The 15,152-nt window shown below is 67.5% G+C and carries 18 protein-coding genes and 1 riboswitch; of the genes, 6 read left to right on the forward strand and 12 right to left on the reverse strand.

Translation table 11 applies throughout. The annotated features are described in order from the left end of the window. Positions 1–228: 228 nt before the first annotated feature. Complete coding sequence (locus tag ACFWPK_RS09220) at positions 229–597, forward strand: gamma-glutamylcyclotransferase family protein (RefSeq protein WP_378914098.1); 369 nt, start codon at positions 229–231, stop codon at positions 595–597. Here ACFWPK_RS09220 and ACFWPK_RS09225 read toward each other — a convergent pair. The 4 genes from ACFWPK_RS09225 to mgtA all read right to left on the reverse strand — a co-directional run bounded on the left by ACFWPK_RS09225 (position 585) and on the right by mgtA (position 5,531). Next, positions 585–1,634 carry an ABC transporter ATP-binding protein gene (locus tag ACFWPK_RS09225; protein WP_378914099.1) on the reverse strand — a complete coding sequence of 350 codons (1,050 nt, stop codon included), beginning with the start codon at positions 1,632–1,634 and terminating at the stop codon, positions 585–587. The genes ACFWPK_RS09220 and ACFWPK_RS09225 overlap by 13 nt on opposite strands. Beyond that, the gene (modB, locus tag ACFWPK_RS09230) at positions 1,631–2,443 is read right to left on the reverse strand and encodes a molybdate ABC transporter permease subunit (RefSeq protein WP_378914100.1); all 813 of its coding nucleotides are present in this window, start codon (positions 2,441–2,443) and stop codon (positions 1,631–1,633) included. The genes ACFWPK_RS09225 and modB overlap by 4 nt, the downstream gene beginning before the upstream one ends. 61 nt (positions 2,444–2,504) lie before the next feature. Continuing rightward, positions 2,505–2,903: a molybdopterin-binding protein gene (locus tag ACFWPK_RS09235; RefSeq protein WP_378914101.1), complete on the reverse strand. Its 399-nt coding sequence runs from the start codon at positions 2,901–2,903 to the stop codon at positions 2,505–2,507. A gap of 51 nt (positions 2,904–2,954) precedes the next feature. Continuing rightward, complete coding sequence (mgtA, locus tag ACFWPK_RS09240; protein ID WP_378914102.1) at positions 2,955–5,531, reverse strand: magnesium-translocating P-type ATPase; 2,577 nt, start codon at positions 5,529–5,531, stop codon at positions 2,955–2,957. A gap of 219 nt (positions 5,532–5,750) precedes the next feature. On the opposite strand from mgtA, the gene ACFWPK_RS09245 reads away from it, so the two are divergent. From ACFWPK_RS09245 to corA, 4 genes are read left to right on the forward strand one after another with little or no spacing between them, the layout of a single operon-like run. Next, the gene (locus ACFWPK_RS09245; protein ID WP_378914103.1) at positions 5,751–6,107 is read left to right on the forward strand and encodes an ArsR/SmtB family transcription factor; all 357 of its coding nucleotides are present in this window, start codon (positions 5,751–5,753) and stop codon (positions 6,105–6,107) included. Continuing rightward, positions 6,091–6,603: a DUF3558 family protein gene (locus tag ACFWPK_RS09250; RefSeq protein WP_378914104.1), complete on the forward strand. Its 513-nt coding sequence runs from the start codon at positions 6,091–6,093 to the stop codon at positions 6,601–6,603. Before ACFWPK_RS09245 ends, ACFWPK_RS09250 begins: the two co-directional genes overlap by 17 nt. Then, positions 6,603–7,115: a DUF3558 family protein gene (locus ACFWPK_RS09255; RefSeq protein ID WP_378914105.1), complete on the forward strand. Its 513-nt coding sequence runs from the start codon at positions 6,603–6,605 to the stop codon at positions 7,113–7,115. Before ACFWPK_RS09250 ends, ACFWPK_RS09255 begins: the two co-directional genes overlap by 1 nt. Further along, positions 7,108–8,244: a magnesium/cobalt transporter CorA gene (gene corA / locus ACFWPK_RS09260; RefSeq protein WP_378914106.1), complete on the forward strand. Its 1,137-nt coding sequence runs from the start codon at positions 7,108–7,110 to the stop codon at positions 8,242–8,244. The genes ACFWPK_RS09255 and corA overlap by 8 nt, the downstream gene beginning before the upstream one ends. A gap of 32 nt (positions 8,245–8,276) precedes the next feature. Here corA and ACFWPK_RS09265 read toward each other — a convergent pair whose 3' ends face one another. The 4 genes from ACFWPK_RS09265 to ACFWPK_RS09280 all read right to left on the reverse strand — a co-directional run bounded on the left by ACFWPK_RS09265 (position 8,277) and on the right by ACFWPK_RS09280 (position 10,417). Next, positions 8,277–8,351 (reverse strand): 50S ribosomal protein bL37, encoded by a 75-nt coding sequence (locus ACFWPK_RS09265; protein ID WP_378914320.1) that lies wholly within the window; start codon positions 8,349–8,351, stop codon positions 8,277–8,279. Beyond that, the gene (locus tag ACFWPK_RS09270) at positions 8,351–9,172 is read right to left on the reverse strand and encodes an SDR family NAD(P)-dependent oxidoreductase (RefSeq protein ID WP_378914107.1); all 822 of its coding nucleotides are present in this window, start codon (positions 9,170–9,172) and stop codon (positions 8,351–8,353) included. The genes ACFWPK_RS09265 and ACFWPK_RS09270 overlap by 1 nt, the downstream gene beginning before the upstream one ends. Positions 9,173–9,336: 164 nt before the next feature. Next, positions 9,337–9,468, reverse strand: coding sequence for a hypothetical protein (locus tag ACFWPK_RS09275; RefSeq protein WP_378914108.1), 132 nt, complete (start codon positions 9,466–9,468; stop codon positions 9,337–9,339). 235 nt (positions 9,469–9,703) lie between these two features. Beyond that, positions 9,704–10,417 carry an MgtC/SapB family protein gene (locus ACFWPK_RS09280; RefSeq protein WP_378914109.1) on the reverse strand — a complete coding sequence of 238 codons (714 nt, stop codon included), beginning with the start codon at positions 10,415–10,417 and terminating at the stop codon, positions 9,704–9,706. Positions 10,418–10,620: 203 nt separating this feature from the next. Continuing rightward, positions 10,621–10,801, reverse strand: a riboswitch (M-box (ykoK) riboswitch). 106 nt (positions 10,802–10,907) lie between these two features. Here ACFWPK_RS09280 and ACFWPK_RS09285 point away from each other — a divergent pair. Continuing rightward, positions 10,908–11,735 carry a TSUP family transporter gene (locus ACFWPK_RS09285; RefSeq protein WP_378914110.1) on the forward strand — a complete coding sequence of 276 codons (828 nt, stop codon included), beginning with the start codon at positions 10,908–10,910 and terminating at the stop codon, positions 11,733–11,735. A gap of 136 nt (positions 11,736–11,871) precedes the next feature. Here the strand turns inward: ACFWPK_RS09285 and ACFWPK_RS09290 are convergent, their stop codons facing one another. The 4 genes from ACFWPK_RS09290 to ACFWPK_RS09305 form a co-directional block, all read right to left on the reverse strand. After that, positions 11,872–13,059 carry an MFS transporter gene (locus ACFWPK_RS09290; protein WP_378914111.1) on the reverse strand — a complete coding sequence of 396 codons (1,188 nt, stop codon included), beginning with the start codon at positions 13,057–13,059 and terminating at the stop codon, positions 11,872–11,874. Further along, entirely contained in the window at positions 13,059–13,625 is a 567-nt protein-coding gene (locus ACFWPK_RS09295) for a Chromate resistance protein ChrB (RefSeq protein WP_378914321.1), read from the reverse strand. The genes ACFWPK_RS09290 and ACFWPK_RS09295 overlap by 1 nt, the downstream gene beginning before the upstream one ends. 48 nt (positions 13,626–13,673) lie before the next feature. Further along, positions 13,674–14,417: an ABC transporter permease gene (locus ACFWPK_RS09300; RefSeq protein WP_378914112.1), complete on the reverse strand. Its 744-nt coding sequence runs from the start codon at positions 14,415–14,417 to the stop codon at positions 13,674–13,676. 198 nt (positions 14,418–14,615) lie between these two features. After that, positions 14,616–15,059: a hypothetical protein gene (locus ACFWPK_RS09305; RefSeq protein ID WP_378914113.1), complete on the reverse strand. Its 444-nt coding sequence runs from the start codon at positions 15,057–15,059 to the stop codon at positions 14,616–14,618. Positions 15,060–15,152: the final 93 nt, after the last annotated feature.

The raw sequence follows: 15,152 nt of genomic DNA on the forward strand, positions 1-15,152 counted from the left end.
TAATCCTCATTATCGGATATTTCCGACCAATATCACCGTAGTTGCCCATGCATCACCGACTTCTCACCCGCACTTGCCTATCCTTGTGCGTTCGCTCGGGTCATGAACCTCAATCGCAGGTCACGGCCGGTAATCGCGAAGAGCCACGGAGCGTGGTGAGCGAATACCGCAGAGGAGGAGACTCAGATCACGTTCTTCCGCATATGCGGATCTGATTGAGTCGACGGCATGCCCGACATCCTGTTGTTCTCCTACGGAACCTTGCGTCAGCCCGAGGTCCAGCGCACCGTGTTCGGCCGTGAGCTCGACGGCCGGTCCGACGCCATCGCCGGATACCGGCTGGGCACAGTGACCATCACCGATCCGGCCGTCATCGCGACCAGCGGCAGCGCCATTCACCCGGTGTTGCTGCCCGCTACCGGGGAATCCGGTGTTCCCGGAACCGTATTCACCGTCACCGCAGCCGATCTCGATGCCGCCGACTTCTACGAAGTCGCCGACTACACGCGGGTTCTGCTGCCGCTGCGCTCAGGGGCGCCGGCGTGGGTGTACGTCCTGGCCGCCGAGGCTCCCGCCGGTGTCGATCACGCTGGGTAGGTGTGGATTTCGGTCGCTTTCACCGAGGCCCACAGCTGTGCTCCGCTGTGCAGTCGTAGGTCCGCGACGGTGGCGGGGGTGACCTCGGCCAAGACCGGTGGTGCGCCGTCGAGCCGGACACGGGTCGTGTGCGCGTGCTGTTCGAGGCCGGTGACGGTGACCTGCCAGGTGTTTCGCGGACTGCCGCTGGGACGGTCCGGATAGAGGCTCACCGCGGTGGGAGCGAACGACACATGGACCGGACCTTGGGCGGGTTCGGCGACGGTGAAGGCCGCGCCGTCGCCGAGATCGACCGTGGTGCCCGCGGCCGTGCCCTGATAGAGGTTGAGTCCGACCAGGTTCGCGACGTAATCGGTGCGTGGGCGCCGGGCGACCTCGCTCGGTGCGCCCTCTTGGACGATGGCGCCGTTCTCGATGATGATCAGCCGATCGGCCAGGATCATCGCGTCGAAGGGATCGTGGGTGACCAGCACAGTGTGCCCGGGGTAGTCACCGAGATGATGCGCCAGTTCGGAGCGGACCTGCAGCCGGGTACCCGCGTCGAGTGCGGCCAGTGGCTCGTCGAGCAACAGCAGGGCCGGATCGGTCACCAGCGCACGCGCCAGCGCGACTCGCTGCGCTTGACCGCCCGACAGCGCACGGGGTTTCGCGTGCACGTGCCTGTCGAGCCCGACTCGTTCGAGCCACGCGGTGGCCTTGGTCCTGGCCGTGCTGCGGTGCTGTCCGCGAGCACGTAGTCCGAAGGCGACGTTATCCTGGGCGCTCATGTGCGCGAACAGGAGATAGTCCTGGAACACGACTCCGACTTCACGTCGTTCCGCCGGGACGAACCGGTCCGGCGGTGCGTCCCAGACGTGGTCGTCGAGAACGATCCGCCCTGCGTTCAACGGTGTGAGTCCTGCCAGCGCCCGCAGGGCGGTGGTCTTGCCCGCGCCGTTGGGTCCCAGGAGGGCGACGACCTCACCCGGTGCGACCTCGAAAGCGATGTCGAGCGCGAAAGACTCACGGATGACGCGGATTTCGGCTTTCAGGGTCACAGTGTGCCCCGCGTCCACCGGTCGCGCAGTGCGACGAGCACAGCCACCGATACCGCCAGCAGCACGACACTGAGCACGATCGCATCCTCGGGGTCGGTTTCCAGGGCGAGATACACCGCCAGCGGCATCGTCGTGGTCGTGCCGGGGAAGCTACCGGCGAAGGTGATCGTCGCGCCGAACTCGCCGAGCGCGCGGGCCCAGCACAGTACGGCGCCCGCGACGACGCCGGGCATCACCGAGGGCAGAGTAACTCTGCGAAAGGTCAGCCATCGCGACGCGCCGAGCGTGGCCGCGGCTTCCTCGTAGCGTGGATCAGCGCCGCGCAGCGCGCCTTCGACCGAGATCACCAGGAACGGCATCGCGACGAATGCCTCGGCCACGATCACCCCGGCGGTGGTGAACGGCAACGAGAAACCGGTCCATTCATAGAGGTACTGGCCGACCAAGCCGCGTCGGCCCAGTACCAGCAGCAGCGCCACGCCGCCGACCACCGGCGGCAGCACGAGCGGCACCGTGACGAGAGCACGGACGAACCTGAGCCCGGGCACATCACCCCGAGCGAGCAGCCACGCCAGTGGGATGCCGAGGACCAGGCACACCAGCGTCGCCGACGTGGCACAGATCAGCGACAGCCGCAGTGCCTGCCCGACCTCGGCACTGACCAACCGTTCCGGCAAGGTCCGCCACGGCGTGCGCAGCAGCATGCCGATCAGCGGCAGAGTCAGAAAGACCAGACCGCACACGGCGGGCACCATGAGGATCAGCGGCCGCCGACCTCGGGCCGACCGCCGCCGTGCGACCTGGGTCACCGGTTGCCGAATCCGGCCTCGGCGAAGACCGCGCGCGCTGTACGAGTCACGTTCGACCTCGTCAGCTTTCCGGGACTTCGACGACAACATGGGTCGACTTGACCGAGGCCACCGCGATACTGCCGACCTCGAGACCGAGCTCGTCGACAGAATCGCGACTCATCAGCGACACCAGCAGAAACGGCCCGGCCTGCATCTCGACCTGGGCCATCACGGTGTCCTTCACGATCCGCGTGACGATCCCGCGCATGCGGTTGCGCGCGGAGGACGCGACGGTGGTTCCCGCCTCTGGGGCCTCCGCGTTGTTCAGCAGGAACTCGGCCAGCTCGCGGCCTTCTATTCCCTTGCGACCGCTGTCGAGCTGGATCGCCGTGAGTCGACCCTGATCGATATACCGGCGCACCGTGTCATCACTGACACCCATCAAGGCGGCTACTTCACTGATCCGCAGATTCGACACGAAGCACAGCATATTCGGAGCACATGCGGGATGCGAGCGCGGACAGCCCCGTCACCGACGGGCCGCTTGCGGCCAGAATCGCAGCACCGCGTAGGTGATGGCGAGATAGCTGACGAGGATGCCTGCCAGCCAAGGGAAGTAGGCCGTCGGCAAGGCGGTCAGGCCGATCCAATGGATGGCCGGAAGGAACGGCAGTATCAGCGCCGCGCACGAGGCGAGTCCGACCGCGGCCAGCAGGAGCCGGGTCGGTGCCGGGGTGGTTCGACCGGGTCGGGAGCGCAGTACGAGGACGACGAGGACCTGCGACAGCGTCGCCTCGACGAACCATCCTGTCTGGAACAGCGCACTCTCGGCGGGGGTATCGGCCCCGAGGATCCACCACAGCATCGCGAAGGTCGCCAGGTCGAACGCCGAGCTGATCAGTCCGAAGGTGATGGCGAATGCGGTCAGACTACGGGGCCGCCACCGCCCCGGCCGCGCGAGCGACGCACGGTCGACAGTGTCGAACGGCAGTGTGAGCTGGGTTGTTTCGTAGAGCAGGTTCTGCACCATCAATTGCACGGGCAGCATCGGCAGGAACGGCAGCAGCACCGACGCGGCGACGACGCTGATCGCGTTGCCCAGGTTCGACGCGGTGGTGATGGTGACGAACTTGGCGCTGTTGGCCAGTGTGCGCCTGCCTTGGACGACCGCGTCGGCGACAGCGGTGAGATCGTTGTCGAGCAAGATCAGATCCGCCGCGCCGCGAGCGGTCGCGGCGGCGGTGCCCATGCAGATACCGACGTCGGCGACGCGCAGCGCGGCGGTGTCGTTGACGCCGTCACCGACCAGCCCGACAGTGTGCCCGTCGCCGCGCAGCGCGGTCACGATGCGGGTCTTGGTGTGCGGATCGACCCGGGCGAAGAGGGTGGACGCGCGGGCGAGGTCGGCGAGTTGCCGGTCGGTGAGTTCGTCTACCTCAGCGCCGAGGACGACTCGGTCGACCGGCATTCCGGCGCGTCGGCAGACGTGGCGGGCCACGGCGGGCGAGTCGCCGGTGACGACGGTGATGGCGAGTCCGGCCTCACGCCAACGGTGTATCGCAGGTTCCGCGGAGGGGCGAACCGGATCGACGAACCCGACGAACCCGACAAGCGTGAAGCCGCTGTCGTGATCGAGCGATGGCGCTGGGAATCGTTGGTCAGGAACGGTTTTCGCGGCTACCGCGAGGATCCGCACGCCGTCGTCGTGGTAGTTCGCGACGAGCAGTTCCGCAGCGCGGCGCGCAGTGCCGGTCATCGGCCGCACGCAACCGCCGGTCTGGGTGTGGTCGCACAACTCGATCACCGCCTGCGGGTCGCCCTTGGTGATCAGCAGATACTCGTCGCCGCGTTCGCGCACCATGACGGTGGAGCGGCGCTGCTCGGGATCGAACGGGGTGTCGTCGATCGCGGTGAACCGTGCCAGGGTCAGCATCTCGTCGGTGTCGTCGAGGCGCTCGGTCAGGGCGGTGTCGAGCTGGTTGTGTGGTGAGCTCTGGTAGGCGGCGGCCAGGTAGGCGTAGGTGTCGACGAGGTCGTCGGGTCGCCCGTCGAGGTCGACGGCGAAAGCGTAGGCGACGCGGTCCTCGGTGAGCGTGCCGGTCTTGTCGATACACAGCACGTCGACCGCGCCGAGATCGCCGAGGGATTCCGGTCGTTTGACCACGACATTGCGGTGGCTCAGCGCGACAGCACCACGCAGGAAGGTCGCGGCGACCACGACCGGGAGCAGTTCGGGTGTCAGGCCGACCGCGACCGAGATCGCGAACAGCATCGCCCGGGTCCAGTCGCCGCTGATGCCGCCGCTGATCACCAGGACGATCGGCACGAGCGCGGCCATGAACCGCACCAGAGTCCAACTGACCGAGCGCACTCCGGCATCGATGCTGCTGACCGGGCGGGTCATGGTGATCGAGCTCCCTGCCTCGGCGAAGGCCGTCGACGAACCGGTGGCGACGACGACACCGACCGCGGATCCGCTGACCACGCCGGTTCCCGCGAAACACAGGTCAGGGCGGTCCAATGCGGAGGCAACCGTGCCGCCTGCGGTGTCGGCGTTCTTACCGACCGGCAGCGACTCACCCGAGAGCACCGACTGGTCGACGCGCAGCCTCTTGGTCCTCAGCAGCCGCACGTCGGCCCCGACCACGTCACCGGCGTCGAGTTCGACGACATCGCCGGGCACGAGATCTTCGACCGGCACCTCCCGTCGCCGGGGCACCGCATCCGCGCTCACACGTCGCCGCACCGTCGCGGTGTGCAGGTCGAGTTCGTGCAGTGCCGCCATGGCCCGGTCGGCGCGGATGAGCTGCCACCAGCGCACACCCGCGCACACCGCGACCATGGTCAGGCAGGTGATCGCACCGCGCAGATCACCGACCGCTACCAGGATCACCGACAAGACGGCGAGCAGCACGACGAAGGGACTTCCCGCGGCCGATCGCGCTCGCTGCCACCAACTCACGGCGGGCACCGCCTCGACGCGGTTCTCGCCGTGGGTGTGCAGTCGGTTCGCGGCCTCGTCTTCGGTCAGACCGCGCGTGGAGGTGCCGAGCGCGACGAGTTCCTCGAACACCGATCGGGTCGGACCGATCGTGAGCACCTTCATGATCTGATTCTGCAGTCGTCACGTGTCATGTCTTATATGGCCTGTCGCTCGAGGTTCGGCGGCTGCCGCTTGTTGTCGAGCTTCTTCGCCACCGAAATCATGCGGGGCACCGGGACGCCGAGGGCGACCGATGCAATAGAAGCCGCGATCCACCGGAAAGTCAATCACTTGCGCAAGTGTTGAAGGGCATGCGATCCTGCCTGCGATGTGGAGAACGACGTGATCCCCCAGCGAGATACCGGCGACGCCGCGCTCTCCGAGCAGCAACTCCATGACCTCGCGGCGACCTTCGGCATGCTCGCGGCGACCTCGCGCCTGCAGATCGTCTGGTTGCTCACCCACGGCGAACGCGACGTCGGCACGCTGGCCACCGAGATCGGCCAATCCGTCGCCGTGGTCAGCCAGCACCTGGCCAAACTCAAACTCGCCGGGCTGGTGAACGCACGCAAGGAGGGCCGCCGCCAGGTGTATCTGCTCGCCGACCCCGGTGTCGCCGCCATCGTCGGGTTCGCGGCTGCGACGATGCTCGACGTCCCCGAACAGACGCAGCGCAGGACCGATGATCGCACCGCATAGTCAGATAGCCGTGCGCGGCGCCGCGTTCGCGCTCGCAGCCATCGCCGCGGTATCGGTCCTGGCCGGCTGCGCGCAAACCGTGTCGGCGCCGGCATCGCCCACCGCGTCCTCGACCAGCTCGGCAGATTCGCAGGCACAGTTCGTCGGACTGTGCGGCCAACGCACCGACTCCGAGATCACCGCCGCCACAGGGGCACCCGACCTGACGCGCACTATGTCCGACCCCCTGACCTGCCGCTGGGAGAACACCGAGACAACGGTCACTTTCCGATGGCTTCGTGGCAGCGGCCTGGCCGACTACCGCCACGAAGTCGCCGGGACTCGCGCCGATACCGAGGTCGCCGACAGGCCGGGCTTCCGCTGGTTCGACCCCACCGGGTGCGAGATCGCCGTCGGCACCGGCGCTTCGGACTTCATCGCCTGGAAGGTCGAGCACTCCCCTACTGACCCGTGCACGGCTGCCGTACAGCTGGCCGCCGCCACGCTAGGAGGGTGATGTCGATGCGAACTCCCGTCTCCCGCACCACGGCCGCCCTGCTGCTCGCCCTCGCCGTCGCCGGTTGCTCGGCGGCGGAACCGAGTGGGCCGCCGCAACGGGCCGAGGACAGCACCTTGGCCGGATGCGGTCCACTGACCCTCGAAAGGATCGAGGAGGCGACCGGTCTCACCGGTCTGCGCCCGGTCGGCGCACCGACGATCTGCACCTGGACGACCACCACCGACGACAGCGGCACCGCCGATGTCACCTACGGCTGGCTGGCGAAGAACTCACTGATGTTCGACCGCGAAACCGCTGTCGCTCTCGGCTACCGAACCGACGCACTGGTCACCGAGAGTTTCGGCGGCTTCTACTGGCGTCACCCGCAGTCACCGGGCTCGTGCGGGGTGTCGGCCGCAGATTCCGGCACCGTCACCTGGTGGGTACACCACCGCGGACCCGGACCCCATCCCGACCCCTGCCCCACTGCGTGGCAGCTGATCTTCGAAACGGTCAAACTTGATGGCTGACAAGACAACTCCCACTCCGACCGCGCCGACCGACGCTGTCCAGCGTCGCAGTCTCGGGGCGGTGGTCTCGAATTCGCCGTTCCTGTACCGCAGCAAACGCAGTGCCGTCGCGGTGCCGAAACCGGTCGTACCGACGGCCCGCGCGATCGTCGACTGCGCCGCCTACGTCGACGGAAAACGGTTATCCGGCCGTTTCACACCCACCTCGGCGCTGGCCGAGATCCGTTCGCGTGGTGTGGGTTTCGTGTGGGTCGGGCTGTTCGAACCCGACGAGCACCAGATCGGCGAGATCGCCGCGACCTTCGGCCTGCACCAGCTCGCGGCCGAGGACGCGGTCAACGGCCGACAGCGCCCGAAGTTCGAACGCTACGACGACACCCTCGTCACCGTGATGCGCACGGTCGCCTACGTCGAGCACGACATGCACATCGTCAGCGAGATCGTGCAAACCGGCGAGATCATGATCTTCACCGGCCCCGACTTCGTCGTCGCGGTCCGCCACGGCAGACACACCGGCCTCGCCCACGTGCGGCACCGACTCGAAGCCGACCCCGACCGGCTCGCCCTCGGCCCCGGCGCGGTCCTGCACGCGATCACCGACCACGTCGTCGACTCCTACATCGAAGTCACCGAGGCCGTCGAAAACGATGTCGAGTCCATGGAAGAAGAACTGTTCACCCCGCGCACCACCATCCCGATCGAAGCGATCTACCAGCTCAAACGCGAAGTCGTGGAACTCCGACGCGCGGTGTGCCCGTTGGCAGGCCCGCTGCAAACCCTCACCGCCCCACAGACACCGCTGCCCAAGGAAGTCCGCCGATACCTGCGTGACGTCGCCGATCACCACATCGGCGTCGCCGAACGCATCAACGACTTCGACGAAACACTGACCACCCTGGTCAGTGCTGCGGTAGCCAAGATCGCTGTTCAGCAGAACACCGACATGCGCAAGATCTCGGCGATCGTCGCGATCCTCGCCGTGCCGACCATGATCGCCGGGATCTACGGCATGAACTTCGACCACATGCCCGAGCTGAAACAGGTCTGGGGCTACCCTGCGGTCCTGGCTACCATGGTCGTCATCTGCACCACACTGGTCGTGGTGTTCCGTCGCATCCGCTGGTTGTAACGGCATCGCGTGGGGAACCGCGACCTTCCGAACTACGCTCCCGGGCGTTTGCCGTGGTTGGCCTTGTTCTTTCGGCGTGCACGTTTCTTCGAGGCGCGTTTGGACATCAGGCCGACACCAGAAGCTCGTTGGACCAGGAAGCCAGCCGCGCACGTGCTCGCGAATTCCGTACCAGCCCTGCGGGATCGGTGAGGTCGGTGCCGATGTAGTAGCCACCGTCGACGACCGCGGTCTGGGGTGCGCACAGCGTGGCGATCACTGCGGCCGGTTCGTCGAGTGGCTCGTCGGCGCATGAGCGCAGCTGCGGCATGTCGATCTCGAACTCGCCCGGGTGCACGCTGACCGCGGTGAGGCCACCGGGGCCGGTTTCGGCGAGCGAGCGGGTGAACATGGTCAGCGCGAGCTTGGACTGCGCGTAGACCGCGGTCGGCGTGTAGTGGCCCCGCTTGCGGTCCAGATCCGAGTAGTCGATATTGCCGCCGGCGTGCATCTTCGAGGTCACGTTGACCACACGGCCGCGGGCAGCGGCGAGCGCGTCGGCCAACGCCATCGTGAGACGCTGTGGCGCAAGGTAGTTGACTTGGAAGGTCAGCTCGAATCCGTCTTCGGTGCGCGTCCTGCCCGGCGCGCCCGCCATGGCGGCGGCGTTGACCAGAGCATCGAGTGCGCAGAGTTCGGTGCGGAGTCGGGCGGCGAGTGCGTCGACCTCATCCAGCCGATGGAAATCGGCGGTGACCAGTCGCACCGTGCGCGGGTCGATACCGTCGGCGACCAAGCGGTCGAGCGTGCGCTCTGCCCGCTGCTGATCCTGGGCGTGCGCGATCAGGGACGCGCCTTCGGCGGCGAACCGCAGCGCGGTGGCGTAGCCGAGACGTTCGTCGACGCCGGTGACCAATACGAGACGGTCACCGGACACGATTTCGGACATTGTTCTCCCATCGGGAAATAGACGTGCGCGACCGCCGGCAGCGGAATACGCACACGCACAGTGGATTCGGTCACCGCCATGAGAACGGCGGGGAGACGTTGCTTACCGAGTGGAGGGGAATCGGCGGAATTCGACGAAGTGCCGCGCTGAGCGCGCGGCGGCCCTCACGCCTTCGGACTCGGCGGTTCGTCCTCGCTGCCGAAGCCGACAAGCTCCAGCGCGGAAGGCAGATGGTGACCGACCGGCACAGCGCAGCGCATGCGCGAGGCGCCCGGATTCGCGGTCATGTCAGCCATCCAACCTGTCCCCGTCGTGGTCGATCAAGATCCAGCCGATCGGATTGACGATTCCCTAGCGCCCTGTCGCGAACGCGGTTCCCACGGCCGACGGCAACACCGACGCAGCGGTCGTCCACGGCGCGTGCCGGTCAGGGTGTCCGGCGTCGGTACGACCGCGCCCGCCGAACCCCTATCAGCACAACTCAGCTCCGCAGTTCCGGTTCGACGTGCCTTCTCGTCACAGACTCGGTCGTCACTGCGCCTGCGATTCGGTGATCTCGGCGGTATGCCAGCTGACGCTGGTCACGGAGGGCTCGAGGCTCAACCGGCTGACCGCGGACTCCATCTGCCGGTCGTCGCGATCGTCGCCGATCAACTCGGCAAGCACTTCGACCCGGCTCGGTACGCCGGTGTTGGCGCTGGCGATCGAGGTCAGCCGGAAATCGGTCCGCGTGAGCGCCTGCACCAGCAACGCCCGCACATGCGCCTCGTTGTCGTCGTCGGTCAACGCGCGGAATATGTACCGCACCGACTGCTCGGCACCGGAATCCGGCGCCCGGTCGACCGCGCGACCAGCCGCACGCAAGGCGACGTTCACAGCGATGATCGCGACGGTGCCCGCGGCGGCGGTGGAGTACATCCCCGCACCGGCCAACGCCCCGACCGCAGCCGCGCACCACAACGTGGCCGCGGTGTTCAGGCCGCGAACACTGACCCCGTCACGGATGATCACACCCGCACCGAGGAAGCCGATCCCGGACACGATCTGCGCGGCGACCCGCGTCGGATCAGCGGTTCCTCCCTCGAATCCATTGGCGGACAACAGAACGAACAATGCGGCACCGGCCGCGACGAGCGCGTTGGTCCGCAGACCGGCCATGCGCGCCCGGTACTGGCGTTCGATACCGATCAGCGCGCCCAGGCCGACACCGGCCCCCAAACGCAACAACATTTCCCAAGTGGACATGGGCAACAACCTTCGAAAGTTCGAATGGTGACCCCGCGCACAACAAACTAGGCGAGAACGACCCCGCCCGAGCCGACGCCACGATGGTCACCGCGTGAAATGTGAACAAAGCAATGTCTATGACTGCCGTCGGACACGACGACCACCTCCCTTCCACACACGAACATGCCAAGGCAGCGGATTCAGCACTGGGAAGACCGATCCGGTACCACTCCTCGTAAGACCTTTGGCACTCCACGGCGTGAACCCACACACCTGCTGGTGTCGGGAGCCAATCGGGGCCACCCCTTAAGCCGGGGAGACCTGTCCTGACCCGGGGCGTCTCTCGACGTTCGGGGTCGCTGGCCTGTATCCGTGAAGGAGCCTCAGCGAACGACGGCACCTTGCGTCAGGCAGTTAACACCCCGCCTTCAGATCACGCAACCCGCATAGGCCTCACAACACCCACCAGGAGCGATGCGGCCGAGCCGGGGCCGTACCGTCTCGGCATGTGAGCAAGACAGCTGAGGACCCGGCGACAACGGCTGCCGCGGCGCGACGCGATGCGCTGCTACTGGTCTTCGCCACCGGCGCGGTGATCGGTGTGCTGGGTGGCCTGATCGGCCTCGGTGGCGCGGAGTTCCGGCTACCCCTGCTGATCGGGCTGTTCGGGTTCGCGGCCCTGCACGCGGTGATCGTGAACAAGGCGATGAGTCTGATCGTGGTACTCACCGCCCTGCCTGCTCGGCTGATCACACTGCCGTATGCCGAGGTCGCCCAGCACTGGACGATCGCGGCCAATCTCCTCATCGGCAGTCTCGCCGGTGCCTGGTTGGGTGCGGGCTGGGCCACCCGAATGCACTCACGGGCCCTCTACCGGGTTCTCGCGCTGCTGCTCGTGCTGATCGCCGCTGCCCTGGCCGTGAGTCACCTGGGCCACCTCGGCACCGTCGAGCTCCCGGCACTCGCTCGTTTCGGAGTCACGGTGGCCGCCGGTGTCGGGATCGGGATCGTCGCCGCATTGATGGGCGTGGCGGGCGGAGAGCTGCTGATCCCGACCATCGTGCTGCTGTTCGGCGTGGACATCAAAGTGGCCGGAAGCCTGTCGCTGATGGTGTCGCTACCGACGATGCTGGTCGCCTTCGCCCGCTACAGCCGCGACCAGAGCTTCCAGATCCTGCGCACCAACACGCGTTTCGTGTTCGCCATGGCCGCCGGATCGATCGCCGGAACCATCATCGGCGGGCTGCTGCTCGGAGCCGTGCCCAGCGCGGTGCTGATCCCGATTCTGACCGTGCTGCTGCTCATCTCCTCGGTCAAGGTCTGGCGCCACCAATAGCCAGCGACGTCGGCGGTTGCCGATTTGCAGCGTGTGATGGCCGAGCTTCTCAGGTAGTCGACCGGACGAGTAGGCCACCGAGAAGAGGCTCAGCTCGCCGAGCCAGGATCTCAGTCGTCGGCCGACACGTTCGTTCTCAGCCCTCTCTCGTTGCGACTCGGGGGCCCGTTCGTTGGGCTACCAGTGCTGGTGCGGCGGCGAGGAGTAGAGCCAGTGCTGCGTAGCCGACCGTGAGCGTCGCCGCGGCAGCTACACCGGCGACCAGCAGCGGTCCGCCCGCGTCGCCGAGTTCGCGGCCGAGTTCGGCGGCGCCCATCGTCTGCCCCATCCGCTCGTCGGGGGTGGTGGCGGCCAAGGTGGCAAAAGCCAGCGGCGTGATGAGACCGGTGCCGATTCCGATGCCGACCGCGGCCAGCAGTACCCCGGCCAGGCCCGGGAACATGGCGAATCCCAGTCCAGCCGCGGTGATCACCAGTCCGGCCGCGATACCCTGCCGCGCCGGCAGACGACCGTCGTCCATCGCCCGGCCCGCGCGCGGCTGCACGACCGCGGCGCTCGCCGCCAGCAGCGAAACCGCGGCGCCGGTGACCACCGGTCCGAGACCGGCGGCGGCACCGGACACGGGCAGGAATCCGACGCCCACCGACAGCGCGGCGGTCGCCGCCGCGAGGGCAGCGGTCGGGCGCAGGAACGACCCTTCCGAGAGTCGCCTTGCCAGGTCGACGACGGTTTGTCTGGCGCGGGGCAGCGGCGGGACCGACGGGACCGCGCATGCCGCCCAGACCGCTACCCCGGCTGCCAGCACCGCCATGACCGTGAACAACAGCGACAGTCCGCCGACCCAGACCACGGCACCGCCGAGCAGCGGACCCAGGGTGTAGCCGATGCTCTTATAGAATCCGTAGCTGCCGAATGCTCTGCCCTGCTTGGCTTTCGGGTGCAACCGGGCAACAAGCGCGCTCGCAGCGGGTGAGAACGCCGAGGCGCCCGCGCCTTGGCCGAGGCGCGCCAGCCACAGCCAGCCGGAGTCGTCGACCATCACGAACACCGCGGACGCGGCCGCGAAGGCGATCAGCCCCCCGATCAGGACCGGACGCGCCCCGACGCGGTCCGCGATCGACCCGAACACCGGCTTGAGCACCACCTCGGCGCCGTCGTAGAGGGCCAGCAACAACCCCAGATACAGCAGCGAACTACGCAGATCCCCGGTCTCCGGCCCCAGATTCGCCGCGATGCCGTGGGCACCGAACGCGGTGGTGAAGCCCGCCGCGTACAGCGGCCACATCCGCCACCTGGGCGGGAAAGGAGGCGTGGAACCGGTCATCACAGCGCACCGCCCGCCGACGGGTCCGGCGCGTGCAGCGCGGCGAAGACCCGCTCGGTGTAGTCGGCGAAGCGTTCCGCGCAGTACTGCAAACGCTGTGTTGCCGCGGCCGCTTTCGGTGCGCCGAAGACGTCGCGCGCCTTGATATCGCGATGCCAGCGCCGCAGCCGTTCGAGGCTCTGCTCCTCCTCCTCGAGCTCGGCGAGGGTGAACTTGGCATTGCGGATCTCCTTGTCGAGTTCCACCTCGTACTTGCCGCAGTCGGCGACGAATTCCGACCATTCTTCTTCCCGCGCAGCGGTGAACATCGCCTCGAACCGGGTCGCGTCAGCGGTGCTCGCGCCCGAGGCATGCAATGAAATCGCTTCTCCACCAGCCTTTTCGGTCAACTCCACCGCCCGCGCGATGCCCGCGGCGAAAACCGCGACCTCCGGCGCAGCCCACACTCCCTGCCCCAGCGACAGCGCACCCACCCGGCGCAACTCCCGCCACACCGCCACCCGATGGCGCGACGGCTCCGAGGGCAACTTCACCAGCACAACGACCCACCGCATCAGCGAATCCATCTCCGTCACGGCCGCAAATGTATCAGGCGTTACATTCGACCGAGTAACTCAGCGCGGTCGAGCACGGTGGACACCTCTTCGCGCGACCAGTTCGACCGTCACCGCGACCGCGACCGCCTGCGAAAGCATCAGGCCGATCAGGACCAGGATCTGCACGGCACCGGCTTGAACGACCGACCCGCTCGTGAGCAGCACGCCGATGAAAGCGCCGGGGAGACTGACCAATCCGACTGTGCGGGCCTGGTCCACACCCGGTATCAGCGCGTCGATCGCGGTGTTGTCGAGGACCAGCAGGTGGGCCGCCCGTTCTCCGAACCCCAGGCTCAACGCAGCCTCGACCTCGCCCCGGCGCAGGGCGATGGCGTCCAAGCCGCGCCGCGCTGCCAGCGAGGTCGCTGTCATGGTGCCGCCGAGGAGGATGCCGCCGATCGATACGAGGGTGATCCCATGGATCGGGACGACTCCGCTGAGCAGGGTCGCGGGCAGCACCGCGGTGATGCCCGCGGCGATGGCCAGCCCGAGCCACGCTCCTGACCGGCCTGCCTCGGCGCGTCGCGCCGAGGTGACGGCCGCCGCACCGGACATGACGAGCAACACGAGCACCGCTGACCACACATGCCGCAGCGCCGCGGCGAGGATCAGCGCGATCAGGCTCAATTGCAGCACTGCTCGACCCGCCGCTGCGGGCACCACCGACAGTGAGCCCAAGTGGGCCAGCCAGTAGACCAGGGTCGCGGCGGCTACCAGCGCCAAGCAGAGCAGGGCGAGACCGAGACCGGGTGTGACCGCCATGATGTCTCCTCACTGCTCTCAGCCCAAGGCGAAATCCGCCTCAACTAACAGTCGACCGGACAAGATTCCCAGGTCACCCACGTTCCCATCTCCGATGTGCCCCGCCGGGGGCGCGTAGAAACCCGCACCGCATCCAAATCACGAACGGCGCCTCCGGAATTCCGGGGCGCCGTTCGGGCACTTCGCACCGCGTCCGGATCAGGCTTCGCGCACCGCCGTGACGATCGCGACGACCGCCGCGGACAACGCCCCGATCACCACCCCGCCGAGGACGACCACGGCGGCGGCGACCGTGAACTGATCCCAGCCCACCATGAGCGCGGCGACGCCGAGGACCACGAGGATCGCGTCGACGCCGACGGCGGCCAGGACAGCGTCGTCGCGGCTCAGCAGCCGAGAAGTCAGCGCAACGGTGGCCGAGCCGATCAGGACGGACACCAGGCCGACCACGACGAAGACAGGGACGGCCATTCCGGTGCCGACCTCGGTCCCCAGGATCAGCGTGGCGAACGGGACGAGGCCGTACAGGACGCGGATCGCGCCCACACCGCGCAGCGTCCACGAGGACACATCGACGGGGGCGCCCCCGGTAGAGGTCTTGGTCGCGTACGCCATGCGCACAGTTGCCACCTGGCTGGTCATATCCCGCTCCTTCGACATTTTCACACCTTCGTGCAATTGCACGTAGCTGTGAAACTACGTCCATTGCACACCAATGTGCAAGAACTCGTGAAG

The organism is Nocardia sp. NPDC058519 (assembly GCF_042719755.1).
Lineage (GTDB): Bacteria > Actinomycetota > Actinomycetes > Mycobacteriales > Mycobacteriaceae > Nocardia.